The organism is Brachybacterium sp., from assembly GCF_036379615.1.
GTDB lineage: Bacteria > Actinomycetota > Actinomycetes > Actinomycetales > Dermabacteraceae > Brachybacterium.
On record NZ_DASVGJ010000040.1, the window covers coordinates 53,081 to 70,850 of the forward strand.

Here is a 17,770-nt window from a genome sequence, read left to right on the forward strand (position 1 = left end):
CATGAAGAAGTGACCACCCCGATGAGGAGACCGACCCCGTGACCCAACGTCGCTGGCTGCTGCTCGGAGCCGCTGCTTTGACCGTTGTGCTGGTCCTGGTGATCGGCGCCCTGGCACTGCGCCCCTTGGTCCCGAGCACAGAGCCCACGGCGAATCCCGAGGGCAGTGCCAGTCCAACACCCACCACGCCGCCTCCGCCGCCACCGTGGGAGTCGACTCAGCTTCCCGGATACGTTCCTGACCCTGGACCGCTCGAGCTGACGCCGCTCTCAGACGCCACCGGCGATCCGGTGAGCGTCAGCCTGGAGCTGGAGAAGGACGCACTCGAGACCGGCGGCACCATCGGCCTCAGCTTCGACGCCCGGGAGCTCGCGAACCCGATCTGGGACTCCGAGACCTCGAACCTCACCCTCACACTCCAGGAACTGGACCTACCGGTGCTGCGATTCGGCGGCAACGGCGTGGACCGGCACATGTGGTGGACCTCCTCCAGCGAACCCGCGCCCGACTGGGCCGAGGTCACCGTCACCCCGGCGGATCTCGAACGCGTGGCCGCCGTGGCGGAGGATGTCGATGCCCAGGTCACTCTCGTCCTCGATCTCGGGCACAACGACGCGTCTCGCGCCGCCGACATGGCGGCCCACGCCCAGGATGCCTTCGGCGACCGACTGATCGCCGTCGCGATCGGCAACGAGCCCAACGGCTACTACCACCCGAACCAGCCACAGCTCGCAGTGAGGGGTGAGGACTGGGGGCCGGAGCCGTACCAAGACGCCGTGCACGAGTACTCGGCCGCCCTCGAAGAGGCCGCGCCCGGCCTACCGGTCGCGGGCCCTGGCGCGTATGACGCATCGTGGTGGAGGGCGTTCGCCGAGTCGGAAATCCCGAATCAGCGAGCATTAACGATGCACTGGTATCCGCTGTGGGACTGCGAGGGCCCTGACTCATCGATCGCCAATCCGACGATCGAGGACCTCACGTCGCCGAAGATCCGCGAGCGCGCTCACCACATCGTGGGGATGGGGTCGGAGATCGCTGAGGAGCACGACCTCCCCTTGTGGATGGAGGAGACAGGACCTACCTCGTGCCCCGGCACCAACGACACCTCGCGCACCCACGCCCAGGCGCTGTGGACCGTCGATTACGTAATGACACTGATGGAGCTGGGCGTGGAGCGCACCGCCTTTCACGCGACGCTGCGCGCCTGCCAGGGCGGAGCACCCATGAGCGCGCTCTGCGCCACCGGTCCGCTCGAGGACCCCGGCGAGATCGTCTCCGGCCGCACCAGCTACCTCGCCCTCATGCTGCTGGGCTGGATGCCGGACGGGCAGGTCCTCTCCCCCAGTGTCAGCGGTGACGGGACGGTGATGGTCCACGGCGTCCTCGCCGAGGACGGCTCCCTCGCTCTGACCCTGGTGGACATGCGCGATCCCGCTACCACCGAGACTGCGCCCGTGACGATCAGCGCCCCCACACGTCTGCCGGGCAGCGCGCCCGAGTCATGGGAACTGTCCGGCGGCACTGCCCTCACAGGCGAGTCGCTCGAGTCACACGAGAGCCGGCTGACCGAGCCCGCAGAGATCTCCGGTGATCTCGCCGGCGCTCCGCTGCAAACCGACCATTCGCTCGAGGTCTCGAGCGATCCCGGATCGGTCACGCTCCTCACGCTGGAGCCGGCGCCGCAAGGTGACCCCTCCGACGCGGGCCGGTGACCTCTCCGCCGACGAGCCAGTTGTTACCTGATAGTCACGTTACGCGCACGACAACTGGCGACACTCTCGGCGCCCAGCAAGTCCCCAGCAGATACTCTGGCCAAGGAATCCCTACCCCTCCCCCACCCCACAGGAGCGATCGATGAGTCCGAACGTCCCCCTCGACACGGTCGGAGTCATCGGCCTCGGCTACATCGGCCTGCCCACCGCAGCCGTCCTTGCACAGGCCGGAAAGACCGTGATCGGGGTCGACGTCAAACAGTCGAGCGTCGACGCTATCAATGCAGGCAAGGTTCCCTTCGTCGAGGACGGACTCGAGTCCGTGCTGGCCGGCGTGGTAGCTCAGGGCAAGCTCAGCGCACAGCTCGAGGCTCCCGAGGCCGATGCCTACATCGTCTCGGTCCCCACCCCGTTCAAGGGTGACCACGACGCGGACCTCTCCTACATCGAGGCCGCGGCACGCGGCATCGCTCCCAAGCTCAAGGGCGGCGAGCTGATCGTGCTGGAGTCCACCGCTCCCCCCGGCGCGACCGAGCAGATGGCGAAGGTCATCCTCGATGCACGTCCCGAGTTCACCGACGAGCCGAACCTCCCGAACTCCGTCTACTTCTCCCACGCTCCGGAACGCGTACTGCCCGGCCGGATCATGATCGAGATGGTGGAGAACGACCGCATCATCGGTGGCACCACCCCCGAGGCGTCCGAGCTGAACCGCGACCTATACGCGAGCTTCTGCAAGGGCGAGCTGCTGCTCACGGACGCGAAAACCGCGGAGATGGCCAAGCTCACCGAGAACGCCTTCCGCGACGTCAACATCGCCTTCGCGAATGAACTCTCGATCATCGCGGATCGCCAGGGCATCGATGTCTGGGAGCTGATCGAGCTCGCCAACCATCACCCGCGTGTGAACATCCTGCAGCCCGGCCCCGGCGTGGGCGGCCACTGCATTGCAGTGGACCCGTGGTTCATCGTCTCCGCGGACCGCGAGTTCTCGAACCTGATCCGCACCGCGCGCGAGGTCAACGATTCGAAGCCGGAACTTGTGATCCAGAAGGTTCTCGAGAAGGCCGACAAGTTCAAGAACCCGACGATCGCGGCGCTGGGCATCGCGTTCAAGGCCAACATCGACGACCTGCGCGAGTCGCCCAGCCGCAACATCGCCGGCGCCCTTGCCGAGAAGCTCACCGACGGCACCGTGCTCGTCGTAGAGCCCAACGTCGACGAGCTGCCCAGCGAGCTCGCCGAGCGTAAGAACGTCGAGCTCGCTGAGCTGAACGACGCACTGAATCGCGCCGACATCGTCCTGCTGATGGTTGATCACGATCCTTTCAAGGAGATCGACCGCGAACTGCTGCAGGAAAAGATCGTCATCGACACCAAGGGGCTCTGGCGATGACGCAGGGCAGCACAGGAACCGGGAGGGGGTGGTTCCGGGGCAGTCGGTCCTCCGACGACCGCTCCCAGGCAGCACAGCGCGAGCATGCCGACGCTGTCGAAGCCATACTTACGGACCTACGCCAGTTCAACCAGGGCGCCACTCAGGCAGAGAAAGTGCTCCCCCGCTTCCGCGAAGCCGTCGCTGCCGCGGGTTTCGCTCCCGCAGTACTGCTCGAGTACGCGCGATTCCTCGTTCGCATCTCGCGCGGCAGCACGGCCGAAGAGGTGCTCGCTCTGTCTCTCGCCCAAAACGGTGCGCAGGTCGACGCGCTTGAGCTGTACCTCGAACTCGTACGTGAGCTCGATCTTCCCGTAGACCGGAGCACGTGGGCATTCGGCCGGCTCTCGGCAGACATCGCAGCCCATCCGGCGGAGCAGCGTGCGGCACTCGATTACGCGATTCCGCACCGACTCTCCCCTGTTCTTGACGTCGTCGGAGCTGCAGGGGATCCCGTCAGCCGTGCGATCGTACAGATCAACCAGTCCTACCTGGAGAAATCCGTCTCGGAAGAGGCGATCGCCGCAATAGGATCGAACCTCGGCCTCGGCCAAAACGATCTGACCCGCGGACACATCACTGTTGCTCTTGCACGCGGTAATCGCGGAGTCGCAGTCGGTCTGCTGAAGGAAGCCGACAGCAAGGCCGTTCCGCTCAACGCCCTGCGCAGAGCGATTCGCCGCGCTCGCTCTGCGGGCAAGCAGAAGCAGCTGGTCGAATACCTGGAGCGCTATCGCGCGCTGAAGCCGGACGATGCTTGGGCGAAGCGCCTCCAGAATGATGTGCAGCGCAATGCGGTCAGCAACTACCAGCTGGGCAAGACGGGATTCCCGTTCCCGAAAGTGCGTCAGACTCCGGCGTACGAGGCGAAGCAGGACCACGTGTTCTACCTGCTGCACAACTCGCTGCCGCATAACTCGGCCGGCTATGCGACCCGCACCCATGGCCTGCTTTCAGAGCTAAACCGCATCGGATGGGACGTAGACGGGATCACGCGCCTCGGGTACCCGTATGACATGCCGGGGAAGGCTGACCTCCCTGATGTCCCGATGCACGAGGTGGTTGGCAACGTCGACTACCGTCGCCTTCTCAAGGGCCGCGACATCGAGAAGAAGAATCCGCTGTTCCACTACACGGAGCGGTACTCCGGTGCGCTCACGGAGCTTGCGAATGAGCACCGGCCCGCGATCATCCACGCAGCATCGAATCACTGGAACGGTCTGACTGCTGTCAAGACCGCCCGGAAGCTCGGCATTCCTTCGATCTACGAGGTGCGTGGACTGTGGGAGGTCACGCGCGGCTCGAGGAACCCCGAGTGGGCAAAGAGCAACATGTACAAGTACATCGCGCGTATGGAAGCCGATGCTGCCAAAGGCGCCACTCAGGTGTTCGCGATCACCGAGGCTCTCCGCGAGGAGCTCGTCAACCGCGGTGTGGACGGCGAAAAGATTCGTGTCGTCCCCAATGGCGTCGACACGTCACGGTTCACTCCGATCGCACGGGACGAAGAACTCGCAACGAGGCTCGGTGTCGCCGGGAAGACGGTCGTCGGCTACGTCGGTTCGGTCCTGGATTACGAGGGAATCGAGCTGATCCTCGAAGCGGCTGAAGTGCTCAACCGCTCCCGCGAGGACTTCCACGTGCTCATCGTCGGCGACGGTGCCGAGCTCGAGCGGTTCCAGAATCACGTGCAGGAGCACGAGCTCGAGCATGTCGTCACCTTCACCGGCCGGGTGCCCCACGAGGAAGTCGAGCGCTACTACTCCCTGGTGGACATCACGCCGTTCCCACGCCTCCCGTTGCCCGTGTGCGAGATGGTTTCTCCCCTCAAGCCATTCGAAGCGATGGCGATGGGGAAGGCTGTCGTCGCCTCCGACGTCGCTGCGCTCAAGGAGATCGTCACTCCCGGCGTGAACGGATACCTCCACGAGAAGGGCAACACGGAGTCGCTCATCGAACAGCTCACCACACTGCTCAACGACAAGGAGCACACCCGTCGCATCGGAGACCAGGCTCGCAATTGGGTCGTGGAGAACCGTGACTGGTCACGAATCTCGATGCTCATCGCAGACGCGTACGCTGAGCTGACCAGGTGAGTGCCCCCTTTCTTGCGCACGACCACGCGAACATTCGCAAGGTGGCCTGAGAGCCCATGACCCCTCCGACAGTCTCCCGGAGCCGTCTCAGGAAACTGCTCGCGATGGCTGCTGTCCTCGTGGTCGCAGTACTCGTGCTCATTTTCTGTGTCGCACCGCACCGCGACGGCACAACCGAACGGTCCCGAATATCGACGCAGCCGGAAGCATCGACGAGCGTTACTCGCGCGTTGACCTTGGAACTCCCCGCGGAATCGGAAGTGGTCTCCTTCGAATTCGAGGTTCTGGAGCAAGGTAAGACGCTCCTCGGACTATCGGTGGGCACAACTTTCGCTGCAAGCACCGGAGAGAAACGCGCCCTCTACACGATCGTGGGCATGTCCTGCGGAAGCATCGACGGTCCGACGAATACTCAGTCGGTCAGCGGCACGGAGAACCTGACACATCAGATGACTCGTCAGGTGACTCAGCTGCTCTCCTACGATGTGGAAACTCCAGGCCGTCATCGATGCAATGCAAGCATCAATGCTCCAAGCTGGGATGCCGAGTACGGCGATGCGGAGTTGTCGCTCAAGGCGACGATTAGTGTCATCACGCCGGACGATGAGCCATATCATCTGGTCACGGCAGACTCCGAGCACCCGATCGTGGTGGAACCGGGTGAGACGGTGTCCGCGGTAGAAGGGTCGTTCCCCATCTTCACCGGCCTCACCGATGATCTCGGCGTCGCGTCCACCACGCATCTCACGTCATGCACTATCAGCAATGGGTCCCGCGACCAGACCCCGGCGAACTTGTGTACAGATCCCAGGATCAATCGCGAAGGAAGCCGAGTTTCAACGCGGACAGCAGTGCAGCAGCTGAACGGAGATGAAGTGTGCCGTACAGTGACGGCAGATCGGAGTCTCACCGCGATCGACCATCTCATTCATCATCGCCTACTTAGTTCACAATCGAGAATCCAAGGATTCCTGTCGGATTCTTGCGGTGATCGGCTCAGGGTCGTCCATGAGATCTCCAACGAGGGACCAGCAGCCCTCGTCGTACACCGATCCACCACGAAGGCCGCCATCATCGCCTACTGAGCACAGAGGTTCTCCCATGCTTGTATCGAGCTACTCGGCCGTCGCCGATGAGTCCTTCGACGGATACGCATTTGTCGGGGCCGATTTCATCGCAGAGTCGGAGGGGTGCACCCGATTCCGTTCTAGCGGCGGATCCATCGGCCCCGGAGAGGACGGTTGCTACACGATCTTTCGCCGGACCTCCTCGGGTTACGAAGCCGGCACCGATGCGAGAGGACTCCAGAAGCTCTACCTGTATCGCGAGGGCGGCTCGTGGGCTGTGGGCTCCTCGCTCCATGACCTGGTGTCGCACCTGCGCGTCCACCATGCGGCGCTGACCCCCAATCTCGCCGTCCTGCGCGCACTGGGGGTCCGGCAGGCTCTCACCGCGCAGCTGAACTCGACCCATACGATCTTTCACGAGATCGAACTGGTCCCGTCGTTCTGTACTGTGCACATCGACGAGACCGGGCCTCAGATCATCCCACTCCCCTCGCGATACGCCTCTTCCGGCTATGAGGAAGCTCTTGCCCAGCACCTCTTCATGTGGCGTTCGCGGTTCGCCACTCTCACCTCCGATCCACGCACGACGTTCGTCGCGGACCTTAGCGGCGGGCTCGATTCCCGCGTTGTCTTCGCCTTCGTCCACGCCTCAGGAGTCCTCGCCGACGGCAGTGATCGCGTCCAAATTGCCTCCCAGGAGCGGATGCCCAAGGACTTCGCCGCAGCGACTACGATCGCCAGGGAACACGGCGTGAACCTCAATGGCGCAGCGAAACCGATGAGGACGCCAACGAGTCCTGAAGGCGCGATCGAGAACTGGAAGCACCACAGTCTCGGTGTCTACATGCCCGCCTATCTGAGCCCCCACGTATTCGATCCGCTTAGCGTCCGCTGCCACGGCGCCGGTGGCGGCACCTTCCGCGACATCTTTACTGGCACCTCGTTGAGGAATCGCCTGATGTCCACGAAGAACAACTTCGAAGACGGGACGTTCGAGGAATACTCCTCCATCGTTCTCGACGATCTCGAAGCCCTAAGCGCACTCCGTCCAGATGTCGACCCGCAGAAGCTCCACTATCGCGAGTTCAGGAACCGCTTCCATTTCGGCCACGCCCCGCAGACGCGCACCACGTTCTCGCCGCTCAACTCCATCCTCGTCGACGACATCGCAGATCGTCCGGATGCCGATGACCGGCGAACTTACTTCGACCTGATGGACAGCCTCGTCCCTGGCCTCAAGAACCTGCCCTATGACGACCCGTCAAAGGCGCCGAAGCGCCATACGCCCAGCGATGCCGCACGGCGTATGGCACAGATTCACGGGGCGCCTGGACGCGTGTTCGCCGACCTACGCGAAGGCGAGGCGGACAAGCGCCACCAGCGCCAAGCCTTCTCCCTCTTCTACTCCATGGCCGCGCGCGCAGTGAGCAGTTCCACGGTCCAGGAGATCATTGGTGACGCGCGAATACTCACGCGGACGCGACGTTTCCTTCTCGAGGTCCAGGAGCAGAGCGGCCGTCCCCGCGCGAACGCCCCCGGCCACCAAGACGCCTCGTACGTGATCACGGCGGCGTTCGCCGCCGGCGAGGATCTCGGAGCTTAGACCTTCGGAACAAAGGAGCCGATCAGTTGAGTTCGATCCGCTGTTTCAGACCATAGAAGGCCAGCATGTCCGACACATGATCCAGTTTGACGTCGTCCAACTTTCCTGATTTTCTAATGAATGACGGTAGCGGAGTACCGACCGCGGTCGGCGATTCGGATTGGTTGCGAGCGCCCAAAAAGCTCGCCGACCAGAGATGCACAAAGCTTCAGTTTCCACCGATCAACCTTGTGGAAGTTTTATAGCCTTACGCACAAAAGGAGTGAGCCTTGTCAGTGAATTTCGAACATGAGAAAGACTTTATTAGGAGAGAAATTGTTGATGCGCGCTTAAACTATGCATCAGTTCCTGCAACGAAGCCCATTCACCTGAGTTACCTCGAGTACTTTGAAAAATATGGTTGGACGAAGGAGCCCGTTCCCGATCGGCCGACGCACTTTCGGCTTTTTGATCCCAGCGGCCGCAAAGTAGTGACCCTAAAAGGCCTCTCCGCAACTCGCCACCCGGCTACCACGACCAGAATTTGTCGGTTTAAACACTTCACGAAAAAGATGTTCGACCTCGCAGGTATCGCCAATCCCGTCGGAACTGAATTCCTGCCGACCGAGAAGGCGATCGGCGCGGAGTATTTTGCGAAGCTGCCCAAACCTGCAGTAGTAAAGCCTACGAATGCGGCTTCCTCTGAAGGGGTTACGGTCGGGGTGGTCTCGGAGAAGCAGTTTGCAGCTGCCTGGGACAGAGCATTAGAATCAGGCAACGAGCATACGCGCGTTTTGGTTGAGAAATTTGTTGAGGGTCTAGAAGTGCGCGCTTTCGTGGTTAACAAGCGTGTTGTCGCGGCGGTTGTGCGCCTACCCCCGTTCATCGTGGGTGACGGGAAAAGAAATATCAGCCAGCTTATCGACCTCGATCAAAAGGCTCGAGACGTCAACCGCAAAATCAGGTCGAACTTCGCCGTTGGCTGGTCTGCGATTGAGAACGCTGGCTATACTTCTACCTCAATTCCGACTGAAGGCGACATAGTGATCGTCGGATACTTTAAGTCGACGGCGCTTGGTGGGCTGTTTTTTGATGTGACCGACAGGCTCCACGAGAGGATCGAAGACATTGCGGTGCGCGCTACAAGCGCAATACCTCACCTTGAAATTGCTGGGATAGATTTGCTCGTCGACAATGTTGATGATCCGCAGACCGTGAATGTGATTGAGGTAAACACCACTCCGGCAACAGACCTACACCGCTATCCAACATATGGAGTGGCTCGGCCCGTCGAAAAGTATGTCGCGGACTTCTATGACGCAGAATACCGCGAGCATCTGAAAGATGCTCTTCGCAGATGAGCCTCGAACTTATGTGGGGCAGGTGAGCAGGGCTCGTCGGCGTCGTTGCCGGTGTTGATGGGGTGATACTGGCAATTAGGTGCGCGGCGTGTCGTCGCGGGGGCCGGGGTTCCGGGCCGGGGGTCCCAGGTCGTGGGCGGTCAGGTGCAGGTCCGGTGACCTATCCGGCGAGGATAGGGAGAGCGCAGAGTAAGGCGTGACTAGCGATGATAGTTCCTGCCCATGGTGAGCGGCCCGAGACCTGACTTGATGCATTTGTGAGTATTCGCAGTCGTGAGAGCCACCCGATATTGTCTTCGGGGGCCACCGATCGTGCCGGCGAGGGCCAGTAGCCGTCGCGGTGGGGGCCAGTGACTCCCGCCGGCGTCGTATCACTGGATCATGGCGGCGTGCTCGCGCATGTTCTTAGTACCGGTGTCGATCCAGATGGCGTTGTGGGCGATCCGTCCATGATCGCGTCAGCGCGGACTCCCGAGCCGAACTGTGGATGCCAGTCCTTCTTTGCGTACTAGGTGCAGAACACCGTCGAGCCGGTGTCATAGCGGCGCTCGAGTAGTTCCAGCAGCATCGCGCGTATGCCGTCATCGGGATGGTCCAGCAGCCACTCATCAATCACTAGTAACGAGAACTTGGCATACTTCCGCAGGAACTTCATGCGGAGGAACTTCATGTGGCCTCGGGTTTTTTTCGCCAGGGCCCACCGGCACAAACCTCCGCTAACCTAGCCCCGCGACCCGGGGAACTTCACCGAGCAACTCTGGGGAAAACCTACGAGCGCCATCACCGCCGCACATCTTCGAGGCCAAGCGTGCGCATCGCCGGTCCACCGATTGGGAGCGAGATCTTCGCTGATCCCTGCACCGGTGAGGACGGGGTACCTGTAGGTGCCGCCTGCCAGTGCCACGTGGAAAAATACGGTGATCATGTCATAGCCGTGGGGCTCGTAACGGATGTCGATCGGGAGCCCGCCGTTCATGGCAGTGAAGATCTCGCTGGGGTGACCGCCAGCGTCTTGACCTGGGCAATGCACATCGTGAATATTCACATCGCTCACCACCCAATGAAGGGTAGCTGTTCTTGCGAGTAACTTCGCGGAGTGCGGACTGCAGCTGGATGACCAAAATCTCAACCCAGCTTTCGTGCCTTCAGATCCTGGCAAACTCGGGGTCGTAGTGTTCGATGAGACGCTGGAGCAAGCCTGGGCCGAAGCGCTCCGCATCGGGAAGTCCCCAGGCCGTGCTGAAGATGCGCCGGCTGTTCATAGCTGAGTGCGAGTTGAGGACGACCGAGAACTCCGCATGCTGGATCGCTGTCCAGGTTCCCATCCGCTGTTCCCAATAAATGAGATCACCGGGATCTAACCCGTGCAGGTCAGCCCCATAGTTGGCGCGCTCCAGATAGCCACTAATGGCTGACCGGGTTGTTGATTCGTACTCGGCACCGGCACTGCGCCTAACGGTGCCTGCGTACAAGGCGTAACCGAGCGTCTCGACGTCGTCGGAAGGTAGGTTCGACTTGATGCGCGAGTTGAACGGGCCGCGCATTACCTCACCTCCGAGACCCTTGAAGAAGAGACTCCGTGAACCCGTGACCTGCGCGATCTGTGCAGGCAGCAAAGGAGTGCCGCGAGTGAGACCGGTGGCGGACTTGGCCGCTTGCCTGATCTCGTCGATTTCGTCACCCGTGGGCCGTTCATCCATGCGGACCCACGAATGTCCGCCTCCCAAATGCTCGGCCAACACTGGAATCCGCGCAGCCTCTTCTACAGGCATCTTGTCCCACGTCAAATACTGCGCCCGCAATGACATACTATGGACCGTGGCAATCACCGCCCGGGAGTCGAGCCCTCCCGTGAGACCGATGACAGGGACATAGCGCGGCTCTATGTATTCGACGTAAGCTCGGAAATACTCGTCCCAGACAGAGAGAAGATCCTCGAACGAGGATGACGCCACGCTTTCGCGCGGCCAGTACCTCGTCGACTCGCCAGAGCGGAGATCTAACTCGTTGTTTGGGATCAGGTGAACGACATCGTCATACAACGTCAAATCCCCAGGAAGGAACCGCGTTACGCGAGCGCGATACTCATCGCTGGCCATGTACTTCTTGATTCGGCGCGAGACCCCTAGATCCATACAATCGGCGATCAGAGATGCGTGGGAAGAGAAGACTGGCGACTCCCCGAGCGTACGGAAGACAGCCTGCGACCCCAATGGGTCATTCATGACCTGGCCCTCGTCGCCGTCCAGGACGACCACTGTGAATCGGCCCGTCAAGTCGTCAAGCGATTCCCGATCACCGGAAGCGATGGCCAATAGATTCTCGTCGAGCGTCCGACCGCCGTGCGCAACAAGGACGTCTCCAATCACGAGAATGACCCGGCCCGAAGAATCCTGCAGGCGATACAGCTGGGCTTCAGGGTGGATGAAGAACTTGAAACCTTGGGTGAGCACTCTATTCCATGCGTGAAGAAAGGGCGGCACATCAAATTTTCGCCGCCTGGAGGCACCGATGAAGCCCAATCGGTACTCGCGCATTCCCATGATGTTGCTCTCCCTATCGCCGGCTTCGCCTCGGATCCAATGGACGACCAGTCCATCTTCTCATCCCCGAGCGGCCCCGTAGCTCCGCATTGTGTCACCGCTTCACTGAAGCGCCCCGGGTTCCGTTCCGGGTCTCAGCAAGGAGAATCGGAGTATGCCCAAGAAGTTCAGTCCAGAGCTGCGGCACCGTGCCGTGTACATGACCTACGACCGGCAGGCACTCGAAGATGGTCCGAAATCGGAGTCGAACCGTGCGCACGCCTGTTCGGAGCTGGCGTGGAGACGCTGAGGATCTGGTGCAACCGCTACGGCCCCGCTGAAGCGTCGCCTGGCATCGGTGAGTCGCTCAAGGAGGCGAACTCCGTCTGCCTCGAGAGCTCGCCGAGACCCGCCAGGCTAACGAGATCTTGAAGGCCGTCTCAGTGCTTTTGGCCAAGGAATTCGACCACCCCACGACGAGATGATCGCCTTCATTGATAGGCATCGCGCTCGCTTCCGGACCGAGGCCATCTGCCGCGCCCTCGGCGCGACAGAACGCGCGTTCCTCACCTCTCGCGGCTACCGCACCGCGAAGCAGCGCCCGGCATTGGCCAGGGCAATTCGTAACGAGGTGCTCATCGAGGAGGCCCGTCGGACTCGTGCCGAGAACTACGGAACGAGACCCGGAAAGCTTCAACTCACAGTTTCTCAATGCGTAGGTAGGTGTCGATGGATGAGCGCTCAGTGACGGTGAAGCCAAGAGCCAAGGACCACGCGGGTTCAAGAGTCTCCTCATTTCGCGACCGCCACCCGCGGAGTGGTTCTTCCTGAGCTCGGATGGGCTCACTGGTCGCGGCATCGCTGCTGATCGTGAGCCGAAGTCCCCGTTCCGGGTGCACGAGAACTATTTCTCCTCCCGCGCTCTCGAGCTGGAAGCTTCCGTCTATGTTCAACCACAGCGTCGCCTCTCTTACCTCGGTGAGATGCGAGAAGACCGAATCCCTCAGCTGCAGTTCTCGCCCCGGCCGATAGATCACACGGCGGCGATGAATGTAATCCGAGTGCTGGACGCGCGCCGACAAGTCAAACACCCCCCGCTTGTCCACACACTCGCCGAGCGCTGCACCGTAGGGCTCGCGAGCTCGGCGTTCGTGATCTCGCCCGTCGATCATGAGCGTGTTGTGAGCCATCGTGCTCTCGACGTACTGACGTTCTGGCGTCGCGTAGTAGAAACCCTTGCTGCGCAGAGGCGAATCCGGCGCCAAAAGTTCCCCGTACCCGTAACGGCCACCATCTACAAGGATCTGCTGGCCGCGGTCGTACCACACGACATTGAGATCATCGGCGTGCTTGTGCGCCCGTGAATGGAAAGAAGCACTGAAGGCCAAGTACCCGCTGTTCTGCAGCGTCCCCCTTCCTTCCGGCTGTGGTGAACGCACAAACGCGTAGCCGCCGTCCGCGAACACAGCCAGCTCCTCGGTGGGCCGCTCCCCCCGCTCGCCATCGGTGAGGAGATACCGAGTGTGAGTGTCGGTGGAGTCGGCAGTTGATGTCACGACCTGGGTCTCACGGGTATCACCGAATTGGACGAGCGTGCCGTCGGGCTGGATCATCCAGCCCAATACGTGAGCAGCACGCTTCACCCGCGCCTGTACCTCCTCATCGTCGATCAAACCTTCGGTGAGAGCGGCTTCGAAGGACATGAGGAGCATGCGGTGGTAATCCGGCGAGTGCTCTGTATGCACCCCGTCGGGAGCGAACTGGGACGCTGCCATATGGGCGAGACGCGCCTGGCCCTGCACCCTCGTATCGTCTGTTCCCGGGAGCATCCACATGTGCTTGGCCGCATGAATCTGAGCGACTGCCGTGTAGAACCCGTGGTTGTTCCTGGGGTTGAATGCACGGTCGCTATACAGCTCATCAAGGTGCCTCGTGACGGTCTCCGCGAAGCGAATGGTCTGATCGCGCAAGGCTTCGACCCGCGACGCACGCAGCGCAACGGAAATCAAACGCGGCGTTCTCAGGGCAACGGACATGTCGTACCACGCCATGGATTCGTCGACATCCGGCTCGTCTACATGCGCATCGATCCAGTTCGTCGCAATCCGCACTGCTTCGTCGAGCCACCCTTGCTCGCCGCTGACGTCATAAGCGTGGATCAGAGGGTCCAGGAACTCCCAGGATTGCAGATGGAAACCCCAGGATCGGTGCGTCTTGCCGTACTGCGACCAGTCGGTGATCTGAGTGACTCGCACCGGATCATGGGACGGCAGCTGCCAGCCGTCGTTGAGGATTTCGCTTGCCGTTTGAGAGTTCTGCTCGATGGAGAACCATCCCGTGGCAGCCGGGACGTCAGCCTCCTGCAGATCTCTCAGTAGTTCGCCGGGGTGGCATCCCCGCTCGTTCAGCGCGCTTTCGGCTTCGATAACAGGGTTTCGGGGCCCGGCATAGCCAAGTTGCTTGTAGACGCGGTAGTACTCACTGGCGTTACTGTCCCAGGTGCGATGGCTGCGTACCCACCGTGCGGCCCTCTCGCTGAGCTGGCGGCGATGAACCTCGTTCTCGATGAGAGCAGTCAGCTTCTGCGAGAGGTCCAGCGAGGATCCTGCGCGGAACGTTTCGACCGCTCCCGACTGGTCGGCGATCTCCTGCAGCGCTCCGACGTCGGAGACGATCACGGCGCGGCCGGTGGAGAATGCTTCGAACGGCTTGAGCGGTGTCACGAGCTCCGCGACCCGTGACGGCTTGCGGGGTACGACGAAGAGGTCGATCAAGCCGTAGTAGCGCAGAACATCCTCGTGGGGCACCCGCCCGGTGAAGAAGACGTTCTCGACGCCCTTCCGCTCGACCTGATTCTTCAGGACGGGCAGGTAGTTGCCATCTCCTACCAGCAGAAGGCACATCGGGGTTGAGGCCTTCGCAGCTGCCAGCTGGAACGCGTCGATCAGGGTGTCGATCCCCTCGTACTCCACGATCGAGGAGATGTAGCCGACCGTCACGGCGCTATCTGGAATGCCGATCCGGGCGGCGAGATCCCGATCCGGTTCCTGCACCGGGAAGTTCTGCGCTTCGACGGCGTTGGGAACGAGAGCGACCGACTGCTCGCCGAGTTCCCCGTTCGATGCCTCGATGATGTGTTCCCGCATGACGTTGGCAAGGGTGAATACACGATCGGGCAGGAGGCGAGCGACTTCCTCCGCGTGCTTGCGCAGTGTGTAGGCCTCCGGCAGCCCGTACATCGAGAACAGCGTCTCGGGATCAGTCCACTGGTGGGAGGTGATCGTTCTCGACAGCCAGGACTCCTCCCAGAAGCCGCGGGACTCGTACACCGTCGGGATCCCGTACTTCTTGCCCACTGCGCTGACGATGAGGGCGTTGAAGAAATCGGAATGCGCCTGCAGGACGCTCGGACGCTGCCGCCGTACCAGTTCAGCGAGCTGGACCATATTCGCCCGCACCCAGTCCTCGAGCAGCATCTTGCTCCGCGCGGGTCCGGGCAGCAGGAAGTAGTCGACTCCCTGATACGTATACGGCTCGACGTCGTCCATGCTGCGGTCGGTGATGCCGGCCTGGCCCACGATCGCGACGGGTAGGCCCTTCCGAGCCTGGGCCTGCGCGGTGTACTGCGTGCGCAACGTGTACCCGGTCTGCGTTTCCGGGAGAACACGACCCACCATATGGAGAATCGGGCCCGTCGGGTCGTAGGCATCGCCGTCGGGCAGGTGGGTGGTGACCAGCGCGGGCTCGGAGAACACCGCGATCTCGCTCCGGAGCTTCGCTGCAGCAAGTGCGTCGTTCTCCCTGCCGGACTTCTCGTGGAGGGTGGTGGCGGCGCGCAGCGCGAGGTTCCAGTAGCCGGCGGTGCGATAGAACCGGTACAAGCTGCGCAGCGTGGCGAGATTCAGTGCGGAGAGCAGATCGAAGCTCTCGATAAGTGGCTTGAGCTGGAGATACTGCTCGGACTGCAGGTATTCGTCGAACAGCTTCCTCGCCTGCTTCGGCGTAAGCAGGCTCCGGGGATCTCGCTTCTGCTGGATGCCGGTCTCGAACGCCATGCGGAGCGAGGCGGCGGCCGTCACGCTGACGTCCGCCACCCGCGCTTCCACCGGATCGAGGAAGCCCGACGGCACGCGTTCACGGAGATTTCGCACGTCACGCCGTACTGGTTCGAGGCGCCCGCGAGTGCGCGTGAGAGAAGCATCGAGGTTCTGTACGCTCCTGCGCACGCTCACCGTCTCCGCAGCACCCTCATCGATCCGCAACGCCATCGAGGCCGCATCATCTACGACCTCGCGGAGAGCAGCACGAAGGCCATCGGTCACGTGCTGGTTCTCTTCGACGCTCTCGCGAGTGCGTGCGATCGCTTCGCCCGCGCCGTTGAGATCCACTCGCAGGCCCGCTGCGTCAAACTCTGCACCGTCGAGGCGGTGAGCTGCTGCGCCCAGTCGCACACCCATCCGCTCGACTTCGGCGGCAAGGACAGCGACTTCTTCGACACGTCGCCCGGCCAGCTCTTCAAGCTCAGTGGCTCGCCCGGCCAGCCCGGCCGCGCGAGTCTCAAAGTTCCTCAGCCGCGTCGCCGTCCCGCTCGTCACCGCTGCGAACCGGTCGATTACGCGTGCAGCGACGAGCACTCCCGCGATGGCCATCGCCGCGCCGAGTACGGCCGCAGCGACCGCCGGGATCCAGGATCCCGTCACCGCCGCGAGGGCAAGCAGCACCACGACGGCGAGGGCCGCCGCTCCGCCGATGATGATTGCGGTGCGTAGAAGTGCTCGCATGGCTCCCTCGACTCATTCCTTTGTGGTGTGCTGTGCCTTCGCGGCCTGGATCAGCTGAGCTGGTCTCTGAAGTCTTCCGGGCGGGCCCCGTTCAGGAAGCGCCACTTGATCGCTTCGATCGTTCGCCGGGCAGCGTCTCCGTCACCGTACGGGTTCACAGCGTTGGCCATGCCTTGGTAGGCCTCATCGGAATCCAACAGCAGCGACACCTCATCGACCAGACGCTGACGGTGAGTGCCGATGAGCTTCACGGTCCCGGCCACGACTGCTTCAGGCCGCTCCGTGTTCTCGCGCATCACCAGGACAGGCTTGCCGAGGCTCGGAGCTTCCTCCTGGACGCCTCCGGAGTCCGTGAGGACAACGTGAGCCAGGCTGAGTGCGCGAGTGAACTGTGCGTAGGGAAGTGGCTCGATCAGAAGCACGTTCTCCAGATCCTCCACGGCAGGGCGGATGGAGGCGCGCACCTTGGGGTTCTTGTGGATCGGGAACACCACGGTGATATCCGGGTACTTGCGTGCCAGATCTGCCACGGCGTTGCCGATGTCCTCCATGGCGGAGCCAAGATTCTCCCGGCGGTGTGCGGTGACCAGCAGGATGCGGCCGGCACCTGCGGTGGCTGCCTTCTGCTGCAGCTCCTCGAGGCGAGGGTCATCAAAGGTGACATCCAGATTCGCGGTGGCGAACAGCAGAGTATCGATCACGCTGTTGCCGGTGATCACGATGTCGTTCTCGCTGATGTCTTCACGCGTGAGGTTCGCCTTGCTGGTGGACGTCGGCGCGAGATGCAGAGCGGCGATCTGGCTGGTGAGCTTACGATTCGCCTCCTCGGGGAAGGGCGAGTTGATGTCACCGGAGCGAAGGCCCGCCTCCAGGTGGAGCACCGGGATCTGGCGGTTGAACGAGGCCACGGCTGCGCCCATGACGGTGGACGTATCGCCTTGCACGATCACCGCGTCCGGCTTCTCGTTCTCGAGGATCGTGTCGACGCCGCTGATCACCTTGGCGACGATGCCGTTGAGACTCTGTCCCGCAGCCATGATGTTCAGATCATGGTCCGGGACGATGTTGAACATCGTGTTCACCTGATCGAGCATCTCTCGATGCTGGCCCGTGACAACGATGATGTTCTCGAGGTCGGCGTCCTGCTCGATGGCTTTGACAATCGGGGCGACCTTGATCGCCTCGGGCCTCGTGCCGTAGATGGTCATGATGCG

General features: G+C 62.1%; 11 protein-coding genes. 6 read left to right on the forward strand and 5 right to left on the reverse strand.

Annotated elements, in window-relative coordinates:
* Window positions 1–38 precede the first annotated feature (38 nt).
* From VF289_RS07675 to VF289_RS07700, 6 genes are all read left to right on the forward strand, one after another.
* On the forward strand, window positions 39–1,712 hold the full coding sequence (locus VF289_RS07675; protein WP_330882729.1) for a hypothetical protein: 1,674 nt from the start codon (window positions 39–41) through the stop codon (window positions 1,710–1,712).
* A 142-nt stretch (window positions 1,713–1,854) separates the two neighbouring features.
* A complete protein-coding gene (gene wecC / locus VF289_RS07680) occupies window positions 1,855–3,108 on the forward strand; it encodes a UDP-N-acetyl-D-mannosamine dehydrogenase (protein ID WP_330882731.1) in 1,254 nt (417 codons plus the stop codon).
* Window positions 3,105–5,243 carry a glycosyltransferase gene (locus tag VF289_RS07685; RefSeq protein ID WP_330882733.1) on the forward strand — a complete coding sequence of 713 codons (2,139 nt, stop codon included), beginning with the start codon at window positions 3,105–3,107 and terminating at the stop codon, window positions 5,241–5,243. The genes wecC and VF289_RS07685 overlap by 4 nt, the downstream gene beginning before the upstream one ends.
* 104 nt (window positions 5,244–5,347) lie before the next feature.
* Window positions 5,348–6,328, forward strand: coding sequence for a hypothetical protein (locus VF289_RS07690; protein WP_330882735.1), 981 nt, complete (start codon window positions 5,348–5,350; stop codon window positions 6,326–6,328).
* Between the two features lie 16 nt (window positions 6,329–6,344).
* Window positions 6,345–7,913, forward strand: coding sequence for a hypothetical protein (locus VF289_RS07695; RefSeq protein ID WP_330882737.1), 1,569 nt, complete (start codon window positions 6,345–6,347; stop codon window positions 7,911–7,913).
* 275 nt (window positions 7,914–8,188) lie between these two features.
* Complete coding sequence (locus VF289_RS07700; protein ID WP_330882812.1) at window positions 8,189–9,253, forward strand: ATP-grasp domain-containing protein; 1,065 nt, start codon at window positions 8,189–8,191, stop codon at window positions 9,251–9,253.
* Window positions 9,254–9,761: 508 nt separating this feature from the next.
* On the opposite strand, the gene VF289_RS07705 is transcribed toward VF289_RS07700, so the two are convergent.
* From VF289_RS07705 to wecB, 5 genes are all read right to left on the reverse strand, one after another.
* Window positions 9,762–9,923: a hypothetical protein gene (locus VF289_RS07705; protein ID WP_330882739.1), complete on the reverse strand. Its 162-nt coding sequence runs from the start codon at window positions 9,921–9,923 to the stop codon at window positions 9,762–9,764.
* Between the two features lie 51 nt (window positions 9,924–9,974).
* Window positions 9,975–10,307, reverse strand: a complete 333-nt coding sequence (locus VF289_RS07710) for a hypothetical protein (protein WP_330882741.1) — start codon at window positions 10,305–10,307, stop codon at window positions 9,975–9,977.
* A 91-nt stretch (window positions 10,308–10,398) separates the two neighbouring features.
* On the reverse strand, window positions 10,399–11,790 hold the full coding sequence (locus VF289_RS07715) for a hypothetical protein (protein ID WP_330882743.1): 1,392 nt from the start codon (window positions 11,788–11,790) through the stop codon (window positions 10,399–10,401).
* A gap of 683 nt (window positions 11,791–12,473) precedes the next feature.
* Window positions 12,474–16,556, reverse strand: coding sequence for a glycosyltransferase (locus tag VF289_RS07720; RefSeq protein ID WP_330882745.1), 4,083 nt, complete (start codon window positions 16,554–16,556; stop codon window positions 12,474–12,476).
* Window positions 16,557–16,606: 50 nt separating this feature from the next.
* Entirely contained in the window at window positions 16,607–17,764 is a 1,158-nt protein-coding gene (gene wecB / locus VF289_RS07725; RefSeq protein WP_330882747.1) for a non-hydrolyzing UDP-N-acetylglucosamine 2-epimerase, read from the reverse strand.
* Between the last annotated feature and the right edge of the window lie 6 nt (window positions 17,765–17,770).

Coding starts and splice junctions, on each gene's coding strand:
- wecC (WP_330882731.1), top strand. CDS start 1,855: ATGAGTCCGAACGTCCCCCTCGACACGGTCGGAGTCATCGGCCTCGGC.
- VF289_RS07685 (WP_330882733.1), top strand. CDS start 3,105: ATGACGCAGGGCAGCACAGGAACCGGGAGGGGGTGGTTCCGGGGCAGT.
- VF289_RS07690 (WP_330882735.1), top strand. CDS start 5,348: ATGGCTGCTGTCCTCGTGGTCGCAGTACTCGTGCTCATTTTCTGTGTC.
- VF289_RS07695 (WP_330882737.1), top strand. CDS start 6,345: ATGCTTGTATCGAGCTACTCGGCCGTCGCCGATGAGTCCTTCGACGGA.
- VF289_RS07705 (WP_330882739.1), bottom strand. CDS start 9,923: ATGAAGTTCCTCCGCATGAAGTTCCTGCGGAAGTATGCCAAGTTCTCG.
- VF289_RS07715 (WP_330882743.1), bottom strand. CDS start 11,790: ATGCGCGAGTACCGATTGGGCTTCATCGGTGCCTCCAGGCGGCGAAAA.
- VF289_RS07720 (WP_330882745.1), bottom strand. CDS start 16,556: ATGCGAGCACTTCTACGCACCGCAATCATCATCGGCGGAGCGGCGGCC.
- wecB (WP_330882747.1), bottom strand. CDS start 17,764: ATGACCATCTACGGCACGAGGCCCGAGGCGATCAAGGTCGCCCCGATT.